Here is a 21,835-nt window from a genome sequence, read left to right as displayed (position 1 = left end):
CGTATGACTGACGCAAAAATCACCGGTGTAGAGACGTACCTCGTCGCGAATCCGTGGAAGCCGTGGGTGTTCGTCGAACTGGAGACGGACGCCGGCGTGACCGGAATCGCCGAGGCCACCACACACGACAAACCGCGGACCGTCGCGGCCGCCATCGAAGAGATGTCCGACTTCTTCATCGGCAAGGACCCCTTCGACACCGAGAAACTCTGGCTCGAAATGTACCGCGACGAGTGGTTCTCGAAAAACGTCATCAACACCACCGTCTGCTCCGCGGTCGACATGGCCTGTTGGGATATCAAAGGAAAACTCCTCGACAAGCCCGTCTACGACCTCCTCGGGGGATCGGTCCACGGCGACGAACTCCGCGCGTACGCCAACGGCTGGTACACCGACACGGGGGGCGAGCCCGAGGGGTTCGCCCGTGCCGCCGAACGCGTCGTCGACGACGGCTACGACGCGATGAAGTTCGATCCGTTCGGCACCGCCTGGCAGTCCATGAGCCGCAAAGAACAGAACAAGGCGGTCGACATCGTGCGTGCGGTCCGCGAGGCCGTCGGCCCCGACGTCGACCTGCTCATCGAGTGCCACGGCCGCTTCTCCGCCGGACAGGCCGTCGAAATCGCGCGCGAGTTGGACGAGTTCGATCCGACGTGGTTCGAAGAGCCGTGTCCGCCCGACTCGATCAACAGCCTCGCGGAGGTCGCACGGAAGTCCCCGATCCCCGTCGCGACCGGCGAGCGCCACATGACCAAACATGACTTCTTCGAACTGGTCACTCGGACGGACATCGACGTGTTCCAGCCCGACCTCATGAACACGGGAGGGATAACCGAAGGCAAAAAGATCGCCGGCCTCGCGGAGGCCGACCACGTCGATATCGCCCCGCACAACCCGCAAGGCCCCGTTGCAGGCGCGATCTACTCGCACTTCTGTACGTCTATCCCGAACTTCCGGATCCAAGAGATGTTCCAGACGTACGACGTCGACTGGGTCGACGATCTACTGGTCGATCCCCTGGAGGTCGAGGACGGCTACGTCCAGATGCCCGAGGGGCCGGGGTACGGCATCGAACTGAACCACGACGTCGTCAGGGAACACGAGTACACCGAAGACAGCGTCCACACGATCAACCTCTTCGAGAAAGACTGGGAGAAACGCGAGGTCCAGCGGCGGTAAGATACGGCGTTCTGCCCTCCGCCTCGACGATTCCGCGTTCCGCTTCGTTTTCGGCTCCCCGCCCTTTCGCGTCTATCTAACTCACTCGATCCGCTACCCACACGTCCCCCGAATCGTCGGGACACGGCGGCCTCTGGCTATCCACAACGGCTCCGCTGAACGTGTCCTCGGCGTCCGTCCATCCCGTCGGCGGTCGCGACCCCGCAGCCCCCGATCCGATGACCGAAGCGGTCGTCCCTCACCCACACAACGTTCTGATTTAGAGAACATTGTCTAACGCGCGGTCACTAAGAATTACAATAGTACGATTGTAATACGATGCGAGACGTGAACCACTATTTTGCGGGACACCGGTTGCCAGCGTACTATACACTGAACGCTTATGAGAGAAGAGGCGAGCCACGGGAACGATTCGGCGGGTGGGTCGGTCGAGTTGAGATGAGCGTATCTCTGATCGCGAACGACTGTTCTGGAAGACAGAACACTGTGCTAGTAGTTGATGTTGAGTTCGATGACGTTGGCCGCGCTGAGAACCCGCTCGGAGAGTTCGCCGTGAAGTTCCTCGTCGCTGACGCGGCTCGTAGGGGCAGAGATGCTCACTGCGCCGAGCACTTCGTCCGATGAGGACTTGACGGGAGCTCCGATACACCGCAGTCCTTCGAGGCGTTCGCCGTCGTCGATCGCGTATCCCCGGTCTCGAACTGACTCCAACGCGTCGAACAGTTCCTCGCGGGAGCCGATACTGCGGGGCGTCTTCGGTTCGAGTCCGTGCCGCTCGATGATCGCTTCGACCCGCGACTCGGGGAGATGAGCGAGAACCGCTTTCCCCAGCGCAGTCGTGTGAAGGTGGGTTCTGAGACCGGCATACGTGTCGAGGTCGACCGCATCTTCTCCCTTTGAGCGCATCAGATACACACCGAACCCCTGCTCTTCGACGAGCAGATTGGCGAGTTCACCCGTGTCGTCCGCAAGGGATTTGACTTCGGGTTCGGCCACCTGATAGAACTCCATCGACTTTCGGATCGACCCCCCGATCTCGAGGAATTTCAACCCGAGCTGGTACTTGTTCCCCGTCTTCAAGACGTAGCCGTGGTCCTGAAGGGTGCTCAGATGGTTGTGAACCGCGCTTTTTCCCATATCGATGCCCTCGGCTAACTCCGTGACGCCGGCGGGACCTCGCCGCTTCAGTTCCTCGATCAGCGTGAGCGTTTTCTCGGTCGTTCGGACTGGGTGTTTGGCATCCATACAAGTGTGGTTCGGCTGTCTGAGACATAAGTGTTCTGGGTATCAGAACACCGCCGTTACTGCGTGAGCGGTACCGAGACGGATCACCCCCGACGGTTCCGAGTGCGACCCCGCGAAAGTGACGGTGATGCTGTTCCGTGGCGATTCGTCCGAGTGCTCATGTGGTTCCCCTGAGAACGAGGCGGTTCGTATGCGGCGAAGGGGTGTGCGCCTGCGACGGATCGGCTGATTCGAAGCCGTCTCCACCGAGAGCGGTCGAACGCCCTCTCGCGTGATCGCGACCTGTCTTGGGCGTGTTCGGGCGGCGTCGGCCTCCAACCGGCAGTGCCGATAGCGTCCGAGACCGAATGAACTACCACGGGCTAGTCACTGTGTTACGCCATGACGACCGAACCGCTCCCCCCGATCGGACTCGGCACCTGGCAGAACGACGACCCCGAACAGTGCGCCGAAACCGTCGCGACGGCTCTTGAGATGGGGTATCGACACGTCGACACGGCGCGTTTCTACGGGAACGAAGCGGCCGTCGGCGACGGAATCGCCGCCGCCGACGTGCCCCGTGAGGACGTCTTCCTCGCGTCGAAACTCCATCCGATGGCCGAGGGACTCGCCTACGACGAAGTGTACGACGGCATCGAGGAGAGCCTCTCGCTCCTCGGGGTCGACGCGCTCGACCTCGTCTACGTCCACTGGCCGGTCGGCAACTACGACGCCGCGGAGACGCTGTCGGCGTTCGACGATCTCGTGGACGACGGACTCGCCCGCCACGTCGGCGTCTCGAACTTCGATACCGAACTGCTCACCGAGGCCCGCGACGCGCTCGACGCGCCGCTCTTCGCGAATCAGGTCGAACGCCATCCGATGTTGCCGCGGGACGACCTCGTCGCTCACGCGCAGGAACACGACTACTACCTCGTCGCGTACTCGCCGCTCGGCCGCGTCGAGGCGCTCGATCTGCCCGCCGTCGAGACCGTGGCAGAGAAACACGGCGTCTCGCCGGCGCAGGCCTGTCTCGCGTGGGTCACTCATCCTGAAAACGTCGTCGCCGTGCCGAAGGCGACCGGAAGCGACCACTTAGCGGACAACCTCGCCGCCGCCGATCTGGAACTCGATCCGGAAGATGTCGACCGCATCGACGCCGTCGAAGCGCGGAAGCGATTCGTCGAGCGCGAGGGCGCGCCCTGGACGTAAGACAACGGACAGCACCCGTCAGTTCGCGCGCCGGTCTCCGCACCCGACGATCCCTTTATAGGTAGCTGGGAGGCTACTGTGTAGCCATGCCATACGACGACGGGGCGGCGCTCTCGACAGTCTACTCGGCCGCTCGCGACGGGGGCTACGGCTTCTTCGCGAGCAACGTCACGCACTTCGACATCCTCCTCGGCCTCCTTCGCGGGGCCGACCGCGTCAGCGCCGACGCGGTCCTCCAAGTGAGCCGCGACTCTGCCGCCTTCTACGGCGACGGTGACCCGGCGGTCGGCCTCGAAGCTTTCTGCGCGTATCTCGATAGGTTCGCCGAGCGGACCAACGTCGGCGTGTTCTGCAACGTCGACCACGTCCACCTCCCGGACCAGCGCGACTTTCTCGACGCCGTGGTCGAGTCGGGCGTCGCGTCGTCCGTGATGGTCGACGCCTCGGACCGACCCTTCGAGGAGAACGTCGAGCGAGTGAGCGAGGCCGTCGCCCGAGTCCGCGACGGCGACCGCGAGATGCTCGTCGAGGCGGAGCTCGGTCGCGTGGCCGGCACGGAGAGCGGCGTCGAGACGGTGGCTGAGGACGCCTTCTACACCGATCCAGAGCGGGCCGTCGAGTTCGTCGAACGGACGGGCGTCGACCTGCTCGCCGTCTCCGTAGGCACGCGACACGGCGTGGCGTCGGGCAGGGACCTCGACGTCCGCCCCGACGTCGCGCGTGACGTAGACGAAGCCCTGCGCGACGCCGGCCACGACGTCCCGCTGGTCGTCCACGGAGCGTCCGGCCTCTCTGACGAGCAGGTCGAGGCCCTCCTCGGCGCGGGTGTCCCGAAGTTCAACAAAAACACTCGCTACCAGTACGAATACGCCCGAACGGCGGCCGATTTCTACCACGAGCACGCCGACGCGATCCGACCTCCCGAGGGCGTCGACGACGACAGGGGGTCGATGTTCGCCGGGGCGGACTGGTCGCCTGAGAAGACATCCTTCCATCCGCACGTCGTCGGCGAGGCGGTCCGCGACCGCCTCGCGGACGTGATGGCGGATCTGTCCGAAGCCACCGGAAGCGCCGGCCAGAGCCGCTATATCGACCGATGAGTGGACCACATCTGCTCGGGATCGACGCCGGGCTGACGAACGTGAAAGCGGTGGTCTTCGACCGGACGGGTGCGGCCGTCGCGAGCGCGATGACCGAGACGCCGGGCCACTCGCCCGAGCCGGGACGGAACGAACAGGACCACGACGATCTCTGGGCCACGACGGTCGACGTGATCGGCGACGTACTGAGTGCAGACGCGGTCGACGCCGGAACGATCCGGGGGGTCGGCATCGCCGGTCACGGTCACGGCCTCTACGCGCTGGACGACGCGGGCGATCCCGTCTGCGGCGTACAATCGACGGACGACCGCGGGATCGGCGTGTTGGACGAGTGGGAGTCGGACGGTCGGCTCGACGCGGCCGCGGAGCTGCTGGGTTGGCGGCCGTTCGGCGCGGACCCGTACAGTCTGCTCGGGTGGTTCGACCGGGAACGGCCGGCGCTCGCCGAGCGCATCGACACCGTGCTGTTCTGTAAAGACGTGCTGAAACACCGACTCACCGGGAGTCTGACCACGGACACGATGGACGGCTCCGCGCTGGTTCCGCCGGACGGGGAGGCGGATGCGGTCTTCGACGCGCTCGGACTGGGCGACTACGCGCACGTCGTTCCGGAACTGGTCGACAGCACCGCCGAATGCGGGCGGGTAACGCCGGAAGCGGCCGTCGAGACCGGACTCAGAGCGGGAACCCCGGTCGCCGCCGGGCTCCACGACGTCGGCGCCTGCGCGCTCGGTGCCGGCGTCACCGTGCCGGGAGATGCGACCGTCATCCTCGGCACATGGGGGCAAAGCGTCGTCGTGACTGGGGGACCCGACGAGGGGACGGGCGGCCTCCCTCGACGATACCTCGGCGGCTACCTCCGCTATCGCGGGATCCGTGCCGGTGCGGCCTGTCTCGACTGGTTCGTCGACCGGTTCGGCGCGGAGTGGCGCACAGAGGCGAACGAACGCGGCGTCGATCCCTACGAGGTGTACGAAGCGCGCGCGGCAAGCGTTCCCGCCGGGTCGAACGGCGTGCTCTTTCACCCGTATCTCAACGGGTCGACGGACCGTCCAGACGCCCGAGGCGGCTTCTACGGCTTGGATCTGGCGACGAGCAGCGAGACGATGCTCCGGGCGGTGTACGAGGGAGTCGCGACGGCGCTCGCGCTCGGGGTCCGCGACCTCGAGGTGCCGGTCTCCGATCTGCGCGTCAGCGGCGGCGGAGCCCGGAGTTCGCTCTGGATGCAGATCTTCGCCGACCTGTTCGACGACACCGTGTCGGTCCCCGACGGGACCGAGATGGGCGCCCGCGGTGCGGCGATCTGTGGCGGCATCGCCGCGGGCGTATACCGCTCTCCGGCCGACGCCGTCGACGAGGCGGTCACGATCGAACGGACGCACGAGCCCGAGAGAGTGCGGGTCGAACGGTATCGGGCGATCGCCGACGCCTTTGAGCAGGCACAGGACGGCCTCGGCGCGGCGTGGGGAACACTAATGAGTGTTTCTCGGGAAGGTGTGGACGAATGAGCACGACTGTGCTACTGTGTGGCGATCCCCAGCAACCGAGCGAGTACATGTACGAGGCGCTCGGCCACCTCGAGGACCGGGGCGTCGAGTTCGAGCGAATGGACTGGCTCGGCGACGCCTCTCCGACGGCCTTCCGCGACGAGACGATGAGCATGGAAGCCGAGGGGCCGGGGTCGTTCGACGACGGCGACATCGCCGCGCGGATCGACGGCGTCGACGTACTCGTGGTGCATAAGGCACCGGTCTCGCGCGATCTCGTCGACTCCGCGGACTCCCTCGAACTCGTCGCCGCTGCCCGCGGCGGCACCGAGAACGTCGACGTCGCGGCCTGCCGCGACCGCGGGGTCACGGTCCTCCACGCGCCGGGGCGAAACCGCGACGCGGTGGCGGACTACGCCGTCGCGATGCTCCTCTCGTTCGTTCGAGCGATCCCGTTCAACCACGCCGCGCTCTCCGACGGCGAGTGGGATCAGGTGTTCGACCCCGACCGGCTCCCGCCGGACATCAAGACGACGAATATCGGCGTCGTCGGCTTCGGGAACATCGGCCGGGGCGTCGCCCGCCGACTCTCGGGATTCGATCCGACGGTGCTTGCTCACGACCCATACGTCGACGACGAAGCGATCGCCGACGCCGGAGCGGAGCCCGTCGGGTTAGACGAGCTTCTCGAACGGGCCGACGCCGTGACGCTACACGTTCGCCTCTCCGAGGCGACGGCGGGGTTGCTCGGAGCCGCGGAGTTCGAGCGGATGCGGTCCACGGCGTTCCTCGTCAACACTGCGCGCGGGGGGCTCGTCGACGAAGCCGCACTGCTCGACGCGCTCGACGCCGACGAGCTGGCCGGTGCCGCACTCGACGTCTTTCGCGAAGAACCGCTCCCCGACGGCCACCCCCTGTTCGACTGCGACAACGTCGTGCTGACGCCGCACGTCGCCGGGTCAACCCGCGACGCCGTCCTCGGCGGTCCGCGTATCGTCTCCGCGGACTTGGCCCGGTGGCTCGACGGCGACGACCTCGTCAACACGGTCGACTGATGGCCCCTCGGTGCGGCCGGCGACTCTGCCGTGGAGTGTGCCGCACTCCGCCCTGCGATTTCCTCGGAGCGACCGCGGTTTTATGTGGGTTCCGCATGTCCCCTCCAACATGCGATTTGGAATTGTAAGCACTGCGAACATCGGTGTCGAATCGGTCATCCCCGCGATTGCCGCGAGCGAACACGAGGTGGCGGCCATCGCGTCACGCGACGGCGCGGCCGCGTCCGCGCTGGCCGACCAGTTCGGCGTCGAAGCGGCGTATGACGGGTACGAATCGATGTTCGACGAGGCCGAACTCGACGCCGTGTACATCCCGCTCCCGAACGGCCTCCACGCGGAGTGGACCCGCGCAGCCGCCGACGCGGGGCTACACGTCCTCTGTGAGAAGCCGCTGACGGGGAGCGCCGAAGAGACAGAGGCGGTCTTCGACTACTGCGAGGAGCGCGGCGTCACACTCATGGAAGGGTTCATGTACCGCTTCCACCCGCTCACGGAGCGCGCGGTCGAAGTCGTCGAAGACGAGTTGGGCGACATCCGTGCGGTCACGTCGGCGTTCACTTTCCGAATGCCCGACGGTGCCGAGGACATCCGCCTCGATCCCGATCTCGATGGCGGGTCGGTGTACGACGTGGGAACGTATGCCATCGGTGCCGCGCGCATGTTCCTCGGCGAACCCGACCGCGTCTACGCCCGCACCCACGACGGTCGTGACTGCGGCGTCGACACCGAGATGGCAGGCGTTCTCGAATACGACTCCGGTGCCAGCGCTCGCGTCCAATCGGGCTTCGAGACACCGCTCACCCAGTACTACCGGGTCGAGACGACCGACGGCTGGCTGACGGCCGAGCCGACCTTCGACGTCGACGTCGAAGGCGAGACCTCCTTGACCTACAGCGTCGACGGCCGGGAAGTCACGGAGACGTTCGACCCCGCCGATCACTACCGACTGGAGGTCGAACACTTCGCGGACTGCGTCGAGCGCGGCGAGACGCCGCGACTCGACCGCGAGGAGAGCGTGAACCACGCTCGGGTCCTCGACGCCGTCTTCCAGAGCGCCGCGGACCGCGAACCCGTGTCGCTCGACGACTGAGGCGCGGAAAACGTCGGACCTGATTTTCGCCGGCGACTCAGAAGTGCGAGATCTTGTCGCGCCGATAGAGGTCCAACGACGTGATCGAGTTCGGCGACTCCTGACGGACGGCGTAGGCCACGGCGTCGGCCACCTCGATGGCTTCGGTGACCTCGCCGGGCTCGAACGCCTCCTTCGAGGGCGTTCCGCTTTCGGAGCCGAACTCCGTTCGGACCTCGGTCGGGTTGATCGAGGAGACTGCGACGTCATCCTCGCCGAGGCTGGCTTGGAGACTGATCGCGAAGCCGCGTGTCCACCACTTCGTCGCGGCGTAGACCGGGTTGGCCGGTCGTGGATGGTTGCCCGACATGCTTCCCATGAACACGAGGTGTCCGGCCGTCTCCTTCAGGTGAGGGATCGCCTCGCGCGCGGTGTAAAACATCCCGTCGACGTTGACGCCGCGCATCAGCCCGTACTCCTCGTCGGTCAGTTCGGCGACCGGCTCGTCGACCGCAAGGCCGGCGTTACACACCGCGACGTCGAGCCGACCGAAGCGTTCGACCGTGGCCTCGACGAGCGCCGCAACGGCGTCGGAGTCGGTCACGTCAGTCGTGACGACTTCGACTTCGGCGTCCGTCTCCGACCTGATCGTCTCCGCGACCGACTCCAGTTTCTCCGTGCGCCGGGCCGCGATAGCCACGTCAGCGCCGTCCTCGGCGAGAACGCGCGCAATCTCGGCGCCGATACCGGAACTCGCGCCGGTCACGACTGCCGCCTGTCCGTCCAATGGGTCCGTCTGTTGACTCGGTCGTTCCGTCATACCTAGCTCTGCGGACCACGCAATGGTATGTGTTTCCCCTGGTCGCCGGAGACTGTTCGCATGGGTACCGTTTCCGAGAGGATCGGCGCGACGATATTCAGCAGCATCCGAGCGACGATCGGCGGGCAAACACACCGGTGTCGAAGCGGTTCTTTGAGAGCGGATTTCTGTTCGTTTCCTCACAACAGAACATATATACTGGATGCTTCCGTCCGTCCGGACGAATGTCACGAGCAGTCGTTACTGGCGGTCTCGGTGGCGCGGCGAGTTGGGTCGTCTCTTCGCTCGCAGACCGGGGCTGGGACGTGCGGAGCATCGACTTTCGACGCCCGAGCGATCCGGGCGCAGGGCCCGCAAACGTCGACTTCCGCGCGGCGGACTTGACGGAACAGGGACAGACCTGGGAACTGATCTCGGAGTTTGATCCCGACTACGTCATCCATTTCGCGGCGTATCCGAACCCACTTGGGCACGGGGGCGCACACGTCTACGAGAACAACACGATCAGCACGTACAACGTCCTCACAGGCGCGGGAAACGCCGGTGCGGACATCGTCTGGGCCTCCAGCGAGACGGTGTACGGAACCGTTTTCGCGGACCCGTCCTTCCTCCCGGACTACTTCCCGATCGACACTGACCATCCGATGCGGCCCGAGGACCCGTACGGGACCTCCAAGGTCACCGGCGAGGAGATCGCAAAGATGGTGACTCGGCGTCACGATGTGTCCGTCGCCTCGATCCGCCCGTCGTGGATCAACTATCCCGGAAGCTACGACGCGGCGACGATCCGGGAGAACTTCGATATGGAGACCGCGAGCCTCGACGACGACTTCGGTGTCACCTTCCACAACGCGGCCGGGAACTTCTTCTCCTACGTCGACATCCGCGACGTGGTCTCTCTGACCGAGCGCGCGATGGAGGTTGATTTCGACGGACACGAGCCGTTCATGGCCGTCGCAGCGGAGAATCTGCTCGGCGTGGATACCGTCGACGCCGTCGAAGCCACGTACGGTACCCTCCCGCCCGAGGTCGACATCGAGGGTGACCAGTCGGCGATCGATTACAAGAACGCTCGCGAGGTCCTCGACTGGGAGCCCGAACACTCCTGGCACGAGGCCGAAGACGAGTCCGTCGCCGGCCCGAGCTTCGTCTGAGATCGGACTCGGTCCACGGCGGTAGCTGGATGTCTACGACAACGCGCACAACACCGGTCAGCGGTCGATTGCGGAGCGGAACTCGGGCCGACCGGTCACACCAATATCCACGCGGTAGCGGTTCCCGCGCCCGTGCCGTTTGTTTCGCGGGTGTCGACGCACGCCGTCGTCATCTCCACCGGTTCGTCGTCGCCGACGAGGGGTAGCGACTCCCTGCTGGCAAAAACAACCGAAACACCCGCCGCTCGGGATGCTTCCGCATTCGGGCGGAGGGTGGTTCACTTCATCTGCTTCGGCGGGCTGCGAGTTGTCGATTCCGGCGGTCGTCCCAAAGCTTCTCGTACGTCGACCCCATCGATACGGATGATGACGGAAACCCACTACAACTACGTCGATGGCGAATGGATCGCCGCCGACACCGGAGAGACCTTTGCAGTACACAATCCCGCCGACCGCTCGGACGTCGCCGGCGAGTTCCAAGAGTCGGGGACCGCAGACGCCGAGGCGGCCGTCGAAGCCGCTGCCGAGGCCAGTGAGGCGTGGGCCGGCACGCCCGGGCCCGAACGGGGCCGTGTACTGCGGGCCGCCGGACAAAACCTCGCGGACCGCAAGGACGAACTCACCGAGACGCTCGTCCGCGAGGAAGGAAAAGCCCGGCCCGAGGCCGCCGGCGAGGTCCAGCGTGCCATCGACATCTTCGCGTACTACGCCGCGAAGGCGAGCGACATCGGAGGCACGGTTAAGTCCTCAAGCAGCGAGGACACGCGCCTGTATACGGTGAACGAACCGGTCGGTGTTGCAGGGCTCATCACTCCGTGGAACTATCCGATCGCTATCCCGGCGTGGAAGATCGCGCCGGCGCTGGCGACCGGTAATACGATCGTCTTCAAGCCGGCCTCGCAAGCCCCCGGCGTCTCGCGGAAGCTCGTCGAGTGTCTCGACGAAGCCGGACTGCCCGACGGCGTCCTCAACTACGTCACCGGTCCCGGGAGCAAGGTCGGCAAGACCTTCTCGACACACGAGGCGGTCGACGCCGTTTCGTTCACGGGCAGTTCGGCGGTCGGTGACACTGTCGGCGAGCAGGCAAACGAGACCGGCAAGCGGGTCCAACTTGAGATGGGCGGCAAGAACCCCGCGGTCGTGATGCCAAGCGCCGACGTCGACGAGGCCGTCGACATCGCCGTCAGCGGTGCCTTCGGCGTCACCGGACAGGCCTGTACGGCCACCTCACGGGCCATCGTCCACGAGGACGTCTACGAGGAGTTCGTCGAGGGTGCCGTCGCGGCGGCCGAGGCCATCGAGGTCGGTCCGGGCCTAGACGGAGCCGAGATGGGGCCACAGGTCAGTGAAAGCGAACTCGACAGTACCCTCGAGTACGTCGACATCGGCGTCGACGAGGGAGCGACGCTCGAAACCGGTGGCGACGAGGTCGACGCCGGCGACGGATTCTTCGTCGAACCCGCGGTGTTCTCCGACGTCGAGCCCGATATGCGGATCGCACAGGAGGAGGTCTTCGGCCCGGTGCTAGCCGTCATTCCGGTCGGAAGCTACGAGGAGGCAGTCGATGTCGCAAACGGCGTTCGCTACGGTCTCTCGGCCAGCATCGTCACACAGGACCTCTCCGAGGCAAATCGGTTCGTCGAGGACGTCGACTCCGGCGTGGTGAAAGTCAACGAGAAGACCACCGGACTGGAGCTACACGTCCCGTTCGGCGGCGTGAAAGACTCCTCTAGCGAGACCTACCGCGAACAGGGTGACGCCGGGCTCGACTTCTACACCATCTCGAAGACGGTGTACATGAACTACTGATCTGTCACGCTGGGGTCTCTATCGTTCGACCAGCCCGCTGGCATAAGTACGATGACGCACGTCAGCGCTCGAAGAACGAGCTGTCGAGAGCAGTGTGACAGACTTCGAGTGCTGCTGTGTAGAAACACACAGTAGCGCCCCCGTATCACGTATCCAGCCAATCAAACGACTTGTAGAGCGTGGTGTGATCGGAGATGTCGTCTCGATTTCAGTCGCGAGTGTCACGAACTTGAGCTAGGTACGTCATTCGATTCGGCATTTCACGGTAGCTGTGGATGCCTTCGAGCCGAAAACGGTGAAGCACAATCAGTATCAGTCGACGACGGCGACAGCTCGGATGGGAGAGCCGGAACCGTCCTCGATTTTGAGGGGCAGAGTCACGAGCAGGGAGAACGGCGGCAGATCTGCTAGGTTCGTGAGATTCTCGACGATGTACGTCTCGTTCCCCAATAATTCGTAGTGGGCGGGAAACGACTCGTCGTGTGCCACGTCGATGGCGGCGGTGTCACACCCGACGAGGGCGACTCCCGCATCGGTGAGATACGTTGCCGCCTCTTCCGAGAGCCCCGGCCAGTCGGCTAGATACTGGTCACCGTCGGGGCCTGTATCCCAGCGCTGGTCCCACCCGAACTGAAAGAGGACGCGGTCGCCCTCTTCGAGTTCCCCGTGGTTTTCTTCCCACTCCGCGATGCGTTCGGCCGAGACTGTCGAATTCTCCTCGATGTCGGTGACGTCGATGGTGGCCGCCCGACCGATAAGGCGCTCAAGCGGGACGGACGCGATATCGTAGTGTGCATCACCCTCGGGGATGAAGTGGAGAGGGGCGTCGATATGGGTCCCGGTATGCTCGCCGAGCGTCAGCCGGTAGTGGCAGGCGACGTCGCCCCGCTCGTAGGACTCATACAGCGTGTGGCCGTACCGGGCGTGTGTTGGAACGGCGGGGATACCCTCTTCGAGCGTCTGGGAGAGATCGACGACCTCCCCGTCGACGAGCGCGCCAACCGCCTCCGAGATCCCCGTGTCGTCGCTCATCGACGACCATCCCACGGGATCGCACTCGGCTCCGCGTTCGGTTCTGTCACTTGGTTGCTGTGTTCCGACATGGGTGTTTGTCTCGTCTCCATTGGAAGTCGTTGTGAGTCGTCGCCTCCGCTTGCAGTCTCCCCCATGGACCGTTGGCCCACGGACGGACGCACTTGCAAGCAAACGGGTGGTTCGGAGGATCGATCCATCATTTCACGATGTCAATCTTGTCACGGTCCATCGACATTGCGACGGCAAAGATGACGACGAATCCTAGGATGATTTCCTGCACGAACGACTGGACGCTCAAAAGATTCATCCCGTTCGTCAGGACGCCGATGACGAGGACGCCGAGAATTGTTCGGTGTGGACCGCCGACACCGCCGGTCAGTGCGGTGCCACCCATCACGATGGCCGCGATGGACTGGAGGAGCAGCCCGCTGCCCATCCCCGGCGTCGCCGAGGAGATGCGTGCGGCCAGCAGGACACCGGCGAGACCACAGAGCGTCCCGGAGACCACGAACGCACCGATCTTGTAGCGGTCGACTTTCACTCCGGAGAAGTCCGCGACCCGCTCGTTTTCCCCGAGGGCGTAAGTGTAGCGACCGAACGTCGTTTTCCACGCCAACAGGGACACCAACACGTACACGACAAGCCCCCAAACGACGAGGTTCGGCACTTGGGGAATGGTGCGGCCAATGGCGATCTGCCGGATTCCCTGCGCGTTGAACGGCACGGAGTAGCCGCCGGTCATCAGCAAGGCAGATCCGCTGAAGACGGACAGCGAACCGAGCGTGACCAAGAAGGAGGGAATCTTCCCCTTCGCGAACACCACGCCGTTCAGGACGCCTACACCCGTCCCCGCGAGGACGCCCACCGGGAGCGCGAGCAATCCGAACTGGTAATTGTTGATGAGCAACGCCGTGACGACGCCAGACAGCGAGACGATCGAGGCGACCGACAGGTCGATGCTCTGCTGAAGGATGGGAAAGGTGCCGGCGAGAGCGACGAACAGCAGGATCATACTATTCATCATCACGTTCCCGACTAGGTTGTCGTAGGTTAGAAACACGTCCGAGGTAGCAGTGAACACGCCCATCAGAATGAACAACATCAGGAACGGGCCGAGGTCTATGAGAATGTCTGCGACTGAACGGTTCTCTCGATACTGTCTGATCCGATCGACGACTGGGTTGTCTGTAGTTTTCCCTGACATGTTAAATCATCTTTTTGATTAGTTCCGATTCCGTCGGCTTGTCCTCAGGGGGTGCGTCAACGATATCGACCATCTCACCTTCTTGCATCACGCCGATGCGGTTACTCAAGCCGATGAGTTCGGGAAGTTCGTCCGCGATGAACACCATCGAGACGCCATCCTCGGCCAGTTGGCGGAGGATACGATACACCTCCTCTTTGGCCCCCACGTCAATGCCGCGGGTCACGTTGTCCATCACAAGGACGGACACCTCGCGCTGGAGGTTCTTTCCGAGGACAACTTTCTGTTGGTTGCCGCCGCTGAGTTGGATGAGCGGCGTCTCGATGCTGGGTGTTTTGACGTTAAGCTGCTCAATGACGTCGGTTGCCATCTCGTCTTCCTTTTCGAAGTCGATGAGCCACGGGACCGTCCCCACCCCCGGCACTTTGTCGGCGACGAGTTCCGTACCGATGCTCGGTAGTGATACGTTGACACGCAACGGCTGGTAGAGGAGCGTTCCCTCAGACTGGCGCTCTTTCGGTACGTAGCCGATCCCGTGATCGACCATCCGGTGGACAGATCCCGTCTCGACGGCGGATCCGTTGACGGCGATCGTTCCCGTTTCGGCCCCTTTGACACCGCTCAGGACGCGACCGAGAGCACTCTTCCCGCTCCCCATCACGCCACAGATGCCGAATATCTCGCCCTCGCGCAGCTCGAACGAGATGTCCTCGAAGTGGCCCTCGCTGCCGAGGTTCGACACCGAGAAGACGGATTCGTTGTTCTTGACGCTGTGCTGGTCAGAGACTTGATAGTACTCCTCGGAGACCTCACGGCCGACCATACTCTGTTGGAGTTTGTCCTCGGTGGCGGCTTCCCGCTGGAGGTGATTGACGACTTCGCCGTCCCGGAGGACGTAGATTCGGTCGCTGACCTCGAGTACCTCGTCAAGTTCGTGAGAGACGAACACAAACGAGGCCTGATCACGGAGGTCTTCGATGCGGTCGAAAAGGAGGTCGCGACCATCCTCTTCGAGTCCCGCGGTCGGTTCGTCAAGGAGGATTATCGGGTGGTCGGTGTGGACCGTCTCCGTGAACGCCTTCGCGATACTCAGCATCTGTCTGTCGCTGAACGAGTAATTCGCGACGCGCTTTTCCAGATCCAGATCGATCCCGAGCGTGTCCAGAATTTCTGCGCCGTCGCGTTTGAGCGTCCCGGAGTCAAGGATGCCCGCGGTCGCGTAGTCGGGGAACTGCTCCAAGAAGAGGTTCTCGTAGCCCGAGAGGTTCGGAATGACGTTGTGTTCCTGATGAACGATGGCAATCCCGTGTTGGGACGCCTCACGAGGGCTCGTTATAGACACCTCGTCGCCGTCGACGTAGATATGACCGCGGTCCTGCTGGTAGATGCCGCTGAGGATGTTCAACAGGGTGCTCTTGCCAGCGCCGTTCTCGCCCACGAGGCCGACGACCTCGCCGGTCCGCAATTCGAACTCGACATCGTCAAGCGCGACCACGTTCGTGAATTCCTTCCTGATGTTTTCGACCCGGAATCGCACCGGAGAGTCCGAATCCGTTATGGCGTCCTGTTCGGCCGTATCGACGTTCGCACTCATAATCTGAGTCGGAGCGAGATGACGTCCGATGTTGTGTGTGTTGTTATCATACTGTGTTCAAGAAAATGCCGCAACGGCGGCGCTTATAGGTACGGATTCTTACCGTTCTGGTTCCGCTGACGGTAGTTCTGGTCGACCTGGTCGAAGAGTTCTTGATTGTCGTAGGCGTCCGGGATCTCGAGGTTGGACGGGCGGTTGGACTCGGTCCACTTGAGCTGCTCCCACTCGGACTTCCGAATGGGGACGAGTCGATGCTGGGGGTCCCAGTCGTCGCCGCTCTCGTGGACTGACATCGCCTTCCAGTCGTACGGAGAGTGCCCGTCGGAATACGCCACGGACAGGTATTTTTCCGGCGTGGAGAATCGGGTTTCGAGGTCGGAGAACTTCGATTGATCCAACTCGGGGTTGAGGACCGTCAGCGTCCGCACCCACATCATTCGTTCCGGAACCTTCGGCCGCCACCCGTGGAGCCAGTCCCATCCCTTGGCGACCGCCCAGCCGCCCTGCCAGAAGGGCGGTGCGGCCTGTTCTTGGACCTGGTACGGTTCTCCGGAGTCCGGACCGTTGTTCTGGAGGTACTCGATGTTCGAGAGCGCCCCGTCGAACCCGGTGAACGGGATCGCCATATCGTTCTCGGAAAGGATCGACGCCGCACCGAGTCCCAGAGTGCCGTTGTTGCAGTAGACGCCGTCGATGTCGTCGCCGTAGTTCGAGACGAACGCCGACATCACTTCGCGCCCTTTCTTGCGCGTCCACCCGCCGGAGTACTGGCGAGCCAAGACGTTGATATCGGGGTACTCCGCGGCCGCTTGCTTGAAGCCTTCGTAGCGGTACGACCCGATGTGGCCCTTCGGACCGAGAATGACCACGACGTTCCCCGATCCGCCCATCTCCTCGAAGAGAATTTTAGCGGGGATCGCTCCCGCGTGGTACGTCTCCGGAATCTGGTATTGGACGAACTCCGGACCGACGGACGAGGGCACTAGCCACTTGCCCATCGACCAATACTCGAAGAAGGGGATGCCGTTCTCCACGGCCGTTTCGGCGAGCGATTGGACGCCGGAGTCGCTCGGTGCTGTCGCCGCAACCATATCTGCACCGCTCGTGATAGCACCCTCGATCTGGGAGATCTGTTTGCTCAGTTGCCCCCCGTGATCCTGTGCGTTCGCTGTCAGCCCGAAGTCCTGCGCTGCCTCCTCCATCCCGTTGAGGAAGGCTTTCCAAAGGTCAATTTTCAGGCTGTCTGGGGACATGAACGCCTGGTCGATTGATCCTTCATATCCGCCGTCACCACTGCTGGTTGTCGTTCCATCGTCGCCGGACCCGTTATTGGAAGTGCCGGAGCAACCAGCGAGCGACGTAACGGTCGTCGTCCCGATAGCACCTCCGACGGCCTTCAGGTACCTCCGACGTCGGTGTCGGATACCATCGCCTTCGCTATTTTGTGCCATAGGCACTCACAGCTTTTTGACCACTTCACAAAACGTTTGGGGTCATTTATTATAATATTCGTTCGTCGGTGTTGTGGTCAGTATCCAGAGACGTCGCAGTCCGCCGGTCTGAGGGGAACTCTCTCCGTTCTGGTGAGAGATTATATCTTATGGGTGCGCCGAAAGCGTTCTCTCACGCCGGTCGCCGGGCGGACGACGTTGGTGACACTGTGCGGTCCCTCGGGGTCGACTGCGAGGACCGCGGTCGGATCGCGAATAAGGACAGGGAACGCGACATCGAGGCACGCAGCGCTCGGACTCGCGGACAACGCGGTGTTCGTCGTCAGTCCGACCCCCTTCGAGGCAGCAGAGGTCGTCGATACCCGTAGATACACTCGACGCGACCGGCTCCAAGTCATCGTTGGACGCGGCCGCTCGGATGGGGTGCCGTGCCGACGACCGAAATCATGAACGGTTTTAAAAACGACAGATCACCGGTGGGACGACGGTGGCACGACGCCGGGTGATGACACGTCGACCCGGTCGCCGATGCGCACGACTTCGAGGCTGTGCGGGTGCTCGTAAGATGTGGCCGATTCGTGGATCGACTTCGGGTCGGCCAGGACGCCCTTCCACATATCGTAGTGTGACGGGAGATACCGATCGAGCTGGAGTGCGTTCGCCGCCTCGACGGCCTCGTCCGGCGTCATATACCACTTTGTAGGGCGGGTTTCGTCCTCAGCAGCGTGGTGGACGCGCCCGGTGGTGCCGACTGCGAGGACGCCGAGGTCGATGTCGAATTCTTCGCCGATCGCGGTGAATTCCGTCGCCGGCTTGCTGTCGCCGCCGTGGAAGAATACTCCCGAGTCGTGCTCGATAACGTAAGACACGGGCTCGATCGCGTCGCCGTCGTTCGCGCTTCGGACGTGGACCGTGAAGTCACCGACGGAGAACTCGTCTCCGGCGGCGACGACCTCCCGACGGTCGCTGTCGACCCGCAGATCGCCGTCGTAGTCCGGTGACTCGTACGACGCGCTCGGCGCATAGAGCGTGCCGCCATCGTCGAGCAGCGGGCCGAACGAAGGCGGATGCATATGGTCTATGTGTTCGTGCGTGATGAGGACTCCGTCACATTCCGTCGCATCGTCGGGATTCATCGGGACGGGGATCATCCGAACGAGACCCGGCGGGTTCGCGTCGGCGAAATACGGATCGATGTACAGTGTCGTCGTCGTTGAACGAACGACGAAGCCGTTGCAACCGAGGTACCAGACCGCGACCCCCTCGGGGGCGGTCCGCTCGATTTCAGTCACGAGCCAGTCTTCCCAGGTCGAGTGGATCGTCTCTTCCGTCATAGAGTTCAATCGCCCGCTCAGAAGTGTTCCCACGAAACACATTGAGTATTTTGGGTCGGTCGGCGTGAGCTGTTTGAGTCTGCAAGCCATCTATACCCCCGCGGAACACGAACATCGCTCGGTCGTGATCGTCTTCCGTTCGGTACTGTTCCGGACTCGATTCACCGGACAGAGAACTACCGCAGCGAGGCGTGGGTCCGCGAGTTTCGCGAAGTCGCGCTGATGTGTGTCGTCTGTACATCACGCGTTTCGTCACACAGTGATCTCTTTGCCTTCCAGCGATTCAACACGACCGGTGAGACGGTGTATATGAACTACTGATCTGTCACGCTGGGGTCGCCCCGTCGACCGAAACTCGACGTGTCTCATCTCCGTCCGGTTCGCCGTCAGTCCGCCCGACAGTATCTCACGACAACCAGCGTGCAACGCGCCTGTCTGAGAGGGACACCAATCAACGGAGTCAATATATTCGCCCGCAGAAATCGAATTCCGCTCCCTTTCCAGACCGTCTCGATCGATCCCGAAGTCGGGATGTGGTCAACGTAGTCCACGATGGTGTTTCGATTGGAAACCAACAGTCGAATACGTATCGTTTCCACATACAATTTTGAATTCTGTTATATAGTGCCGATCAGCTCCGGTCTATAGCCGGATACTATTCGACGATCGAGCCGCGGTGCGGCAGATTCGAGACGACCGTCTCGCGGTTCAGCGCGGGGAGGACGTCACCCAACGCATCTGCCGGCAACGTACGCCAGCAAAAAGCCGAAAGTATCGGTGTTTTTCGAATTTGTTTATAAATGCGAGTGGCTGATGCGCAGGTTAGCCAACGGAGCGACGGTGCGTCAGTGAACGTGTTATCACAAACGCGTTTCCGGTCCAACGACGGCACCGTGCAAACCGGGAATGCAAAACAATCATATGATATACTATACATTAATAGAATACTCAGATTTCAAACTTTTTTGATCGCACTCATCTGAGTTAATAGCAAGCAACAAACGAGAACACCGTTCGGAACCGTCTCAAACGTCTCCACTGGAGTTGATGTCTTCGGATGGAGATCGGAGGTTCCCCTGACAGTGTGCGCTACCGTTATGCCGAACCTGCACGACGAACGCATCGCGTCTATCAGTTCGACGCCAGAAGGGCAACCACTGACGAGCCCACGGTGAAGTCGTGGACGACTGACTCGATCCCACCATTCTCAACACCACGAGGGTCGAACCAAGCTACTTTACCGACAGCCCCAGTATACCCGGTACCTATCCGATGCGTGACAGTCAGGATCCGGAACACCAGGGCGAGACGGTGAACTCCATCGTCCCTGATGCCGACGGCGAAACCACCGCGCTCTCGACTGAGCCGAATGCGGCGGCTGCTCAAGACGGTAGTGTCGAACCAGTCGAGACAGACGACGCGACCGAACAGTCGTCGGCAATCGCCCCGACCGATCCCGACTCGAAGGCAGAGATTAGTACTGAGATTCTAGCGGCGGTCAAAACCTCGTTCGCGCAGCTTGCCGAAGACGCCTATCCGGGGCGCCCGTCTGAGGAGTTTATCGAGGAGGAGTTTTTTGATTTCAGGTATCTTGACGAGTACGAGGAGATCGAGCGGTACTGGGTGAACCGACCGTTTGCGTACGTAACGATTCTTTACGACGAGGATACCAATACGAACCGCTACCATGTGGTCGAACCCGACCTCGACGAGTTCGAGGAGTACGTCCGGGAGGACCTCATCCGAGCGCTCCGGAGCGACCTCATGTACAAAGAGTTCGAGGACACAAGCGATCGTGCGGCCGTCTTCGACGCGGAAGTGCCCCGCGTGATGGAGGACCACGCCGCGACCATCGCGGACGGCTCCCTCCAACAATTGCTCTACTATCTGCGACGCGACTTCGTGAACTACGGCAAGATCGACCCGATCATGCGCGATCGCCACATCGAGGACATCTCCTGTGACGGCGCGGGGATGCCAGTGTTCGTCTACCATCACGGCTACCGCGACCTGCGGACGAATCTCTCCTTCGGCGAGGAGCGCCTGAGCGCGTACGTCGTCCGACTGGCTCAGCGCGCCGGCAAGCACCTCTCTGTCGCCGACCCGCTTGCCGACGCGTCGCTCCCGGACGGCTCCCGGGTACAGTTAACGCTCGGCGGCGAAGTCACGACGAGGGGGTCGAATTTCACGGTGCGGAAGTTCGCGGAGGTGCCGTTCACGCCCATCGACCTCATCAACTGGGGGACGTTCTCACTCGAACAGATGGCGTATCTCTGGGTCGCCGTCGAAAACAACGCCTCGCTGTTGTTCGCCGGCGGCACCGGGTCGGGGAAGACGACAAGTCTCAACGCCGTTTCGATGTTCGTCCCACCTGAGAGCAAGGTCGTTTCCATCGAGGACACTCCCGAAATCACGCTCCCGCACGACAACTGGATACAGAATGTGACTCGCGAGGGCGTGACGGCCGGCGGCCGCGGCTCAGTCGGAATGTTCGACCTCCTGCAGTCGGCACTCCGGCAGCGCCCCGAATACCTCGTCGTCGGTGAAATCCGAACGGAGCCGGAAGTTGCGCTCACGTTCTTCCAGTCGATCGCAACCGGCCACACGGCCTACACCACGTTCCACGCCGACTCGGTGCAAGGCCTGTTGAGTCGACTGGAGAACGAACCGCTGAACGTCCCGGCACAGATGCTGAGCAACCTCGACATCGTCTCGATCCAGCAACAGACGACCCAAGACGGGACGCGCGTCCGACGGAACCGAGGACTCGTCGAGTTAGCTCGCGACCCAGACGATCCGACCAGCGTCGACACACACGAGGTGTTTCGTCGGGATCCGAGCACAGACACGTTCAGCCAGGAGAACAGTTCGAACGTCCTCGGGCAGATCGCCGCCGAGCGGGGCTGGACGCCGGGGCGGATCGAAACCGCGCTGGACCGACGGGAAGAGGTGCTTGACTATCTACTTACAGAGGACATCACGGCCTACGAGGATGTCGCACAGGTAATACAGGGATTCATCCGGGATCGACAGTACATCCTTGACGAGGTGCGAGCCGGCGAACTCGATCCCGACGATATCGCGGTCATGGAGGACGACGATTGACCC

Annotated in this window: 16 protein-coding genes; 9 read left to right on the top strand and 7 right to left on the bottom strand. The window is 62.8% G+C overall.

The window, feature by feature from the left end; translation table 11 throughout:
- The first annotated feature begins 3 nt into the window (after positions 1-3).
- The gene (locus EP28_RS07650; RefSeq protein WP_049983389.1) at positions 4-1,179 is read left to right on the top strand and encodes a mandelate racemase/muconate lactonizing enzyme family protein; all 1,176 of its coding nucleotides are present in this window, start codon (positions 4-6) and stop codon (positions 1,177-1,179) included.
- A 489-nt stretch (positions 1,180-1,668) separates the two neighbouring features.
- Here the strand turns inward: EP28_RS07650 and xacR are convergent, their stop codons facing one another.
- Positions 1,669-2,424: an HTH-type transcriptional regulator XacR gene (gene xacR, locus EP28_RS07645; RefSeq protein ID WP_049983388.1), complete on the bottom strand. Its 756-nt coding sequence runs from the start codon at positions 2,422-2,424 to the stop codon at positions 1,669-1,671.
- Positions 2,425-2,805: 381 nt separating this feature from the next.
- Here xacR and EP28_RS07640 point away from each other — a divergent pair, with 381 nt between their 5' ends.
- The 5 genes from EP28_RS07640 to EP28_RS07620 all read left to right on the top strand — a co-directional run bounded on the left by EP28_RS07640 (position 2,806) and on the right by EP28_RS07620 (position 8,347).
- Positions 2,806-3,615, top strand: a complete 810-nt coding sequence (locus EP28_RS07640; protein WP_049983387.1) for an aldo/keto reductase — start codon at positions 2,806-2,808, stop codon at positions 3,613-3,615.
- 86 nt (positions 3,616-3,701) lie between these two features.
- Entirely contained in the window at positions 3,702-4,715 is a 1,014-nt protein-coding gene (gene fba / locus EP28_RS07635) for a class II fructose-bisphosphate aldolase (RefSeq protein ID WP_049983386.1), read from the top strand.
- Positions 4,712-6,223: an FGGY-family carbohydrate kinase gene (locus EP28_RS07630; protein ID WP_049983385.1), complete on the top strand. Its 1,512-nt coding sequence runs from the start codon at positions 4,712-4,714 to the stop codon at positions 6,221-6,223. The genes fba and EP28_RS07630 overlap by 4 nt, the downstream gene beginning before the upstream one ends.
- On the top strand, positions 6,220-7,257 hold the full coding sequence (locus EP28_RS07625; RefSeq protein WP_049983384.1) for an NAD(P)-dependent oxidoreductase: 1,038 nt from the start codon (positions 6,220-6,222) through the stop codon (positions 7,255-7,257). The genes EP28_RS07630 and EP28_RS07625 overlap by 4 nt, the downstream gene beginning before the upstream one ends.
- 109 nt (positions 7,258-7,366) lie before the next feature.
- Positions 7,367-8,347, top strand: coding sequence for a Gfo/Idh/MocA family protein (locus tag EP28_RS07620; RefSeq protein ID WP_049983383.1), 981 nt, complete (start codon positions 7,367-7,369; stop codon positions 8,345-8,347).
- Positions 8,348-8,384: 37 nt separating this feature from the next.
- Here the strand turns inward: EP28_RS07620 and EP28_RS07615 are convergent, their stop codons facing one another.
- Complete coding sequence (locus tag EP28_RS07615) at positions 8,385-9,146, bottom strand: SDR family oxidoreductase (protein WP_049983382.1); 762 nt, start codon at positions 9,144-9,146, stop codon at positions 8,385-8,387.
- 224 nt (positions 9,147-9,370) lie between these two features.
- Between EP28_RS07615 and EP28_RS07610 the strand changes: the two genes are divergently transcribed.
- Together EP28_RS07610 and EP28_RS07605 are read left to right on the top strand one after the other, a co-directional pair.
- On the top strand, positions 9,371-10,300 hold the full coding sequence (locus EP28_RS07610) for an NAD-dependent epimerase/dehydratase family protein (protein WP_049983381.1): 930 nt from the start codon (positions 9,371-9,373) through the stop codon (positions 10,298-10,300).
- Positions 10,301-10,666: 366 nt separating this feature from the next.
- Entirely contained in the window at positions 10,667-12,109 is a 1,443-nt protein-coding gene (locus EP28_RS07605) for a 2,5-dioxovalerate dehydrogenase (protein ID WP_049983640.1), read from the top strand.
- 312 nt (positions 12,110-12,421) lie between these two features.
- On the opposite strand, the gene EP28_RS07600 is transcribed toward EP28_RS07605, so the two are convergent.
- From EP28_RS07600 to EP28_RS07580, 5 genes are all read right to left on the bottom strand, one after another.
- Positions 12,422-13,141: a cyclase family protein gene (locus EP28_RS07600; protein WP_049983639.1), complete on the bottom strand. Its 720-nt coding sequence runs from the start codon at positions 13,139-13,141 to the stop codon at positions 12,422-12,424.
- Between the two features lie 199 nt (positions 13,142-13,340).
- Positions 13,341-14,246: an ABC transporter permease gene (locus EP28_RS07595; protein ID WP_049983638.1), complete on the bottom strand. Its 906-nt coding sequence runs from the start codon at positions 14,244-14,246 to the stop codon at positions 13,341-13,343.
- A 103-nt stretch (positions 14,247-14,349) separates the two neighbouring features.
- On the bottom strand, positions 14,350-15,942 hold the full coding sequence (locus EP28_RS07590; RefSeq protein WP_049983380.1) for a sugar ABC transporter ATP-binding protein: 1,593 nt from the start codon (positions 15,940-15,942) through the stop codon (positions 14,350-14,352).
- Positions 15,943-16,025: 83 nt separating this feature from the next.
- A complete protein-coding gene (locus EP28_RS07585) occupies positions 16,026-17,195 on the bottom strand; it encodes a sugar ABC transporter substrate-binding protein (RefSeq protein WP_049983379.1) in 1,170 nt (389 codons plus the stop codon).
- Positions 17,196-17,863: 668 nt separating this feature from the next.
- Entirely contained in the window at positions 17,864-18,727 is an 864-nt protein-coding gene (locus tag EP28_RS07580) for an MBL fold metallo-hydrolase (RefSeq protein ID WP_049983378.1), read from the bottom strand.
- Between the two features lie 1,272 nt (positions 18,728-19,999).
- Here EP28_RS07580 and EP28_RS07575 point away from each other — a divergent pair.
- Entirely contained in the window at positions 20,000-21,832 is a 1,833-nt protein-coding gene (locus EP28_RS07575) for a type II/IV secretion system ATPase subunit (protein WP_049983377.1), read from the top strand.
- The last annotated feature ends 3 nt before the right edge of the window (positions 21,833-21,835 follow it).

This window comes from Halorubrum sp. BV1 (genome assembly GCF_000746205.1).
Lineage (GTDB): Archaea > Halobacteriota > Halobacteria > Halobacteriales > Haloferacaceae > Halorubrum.
This window is presented reverse-complemented; position numbering and strand designations above follow the sequence as displayed.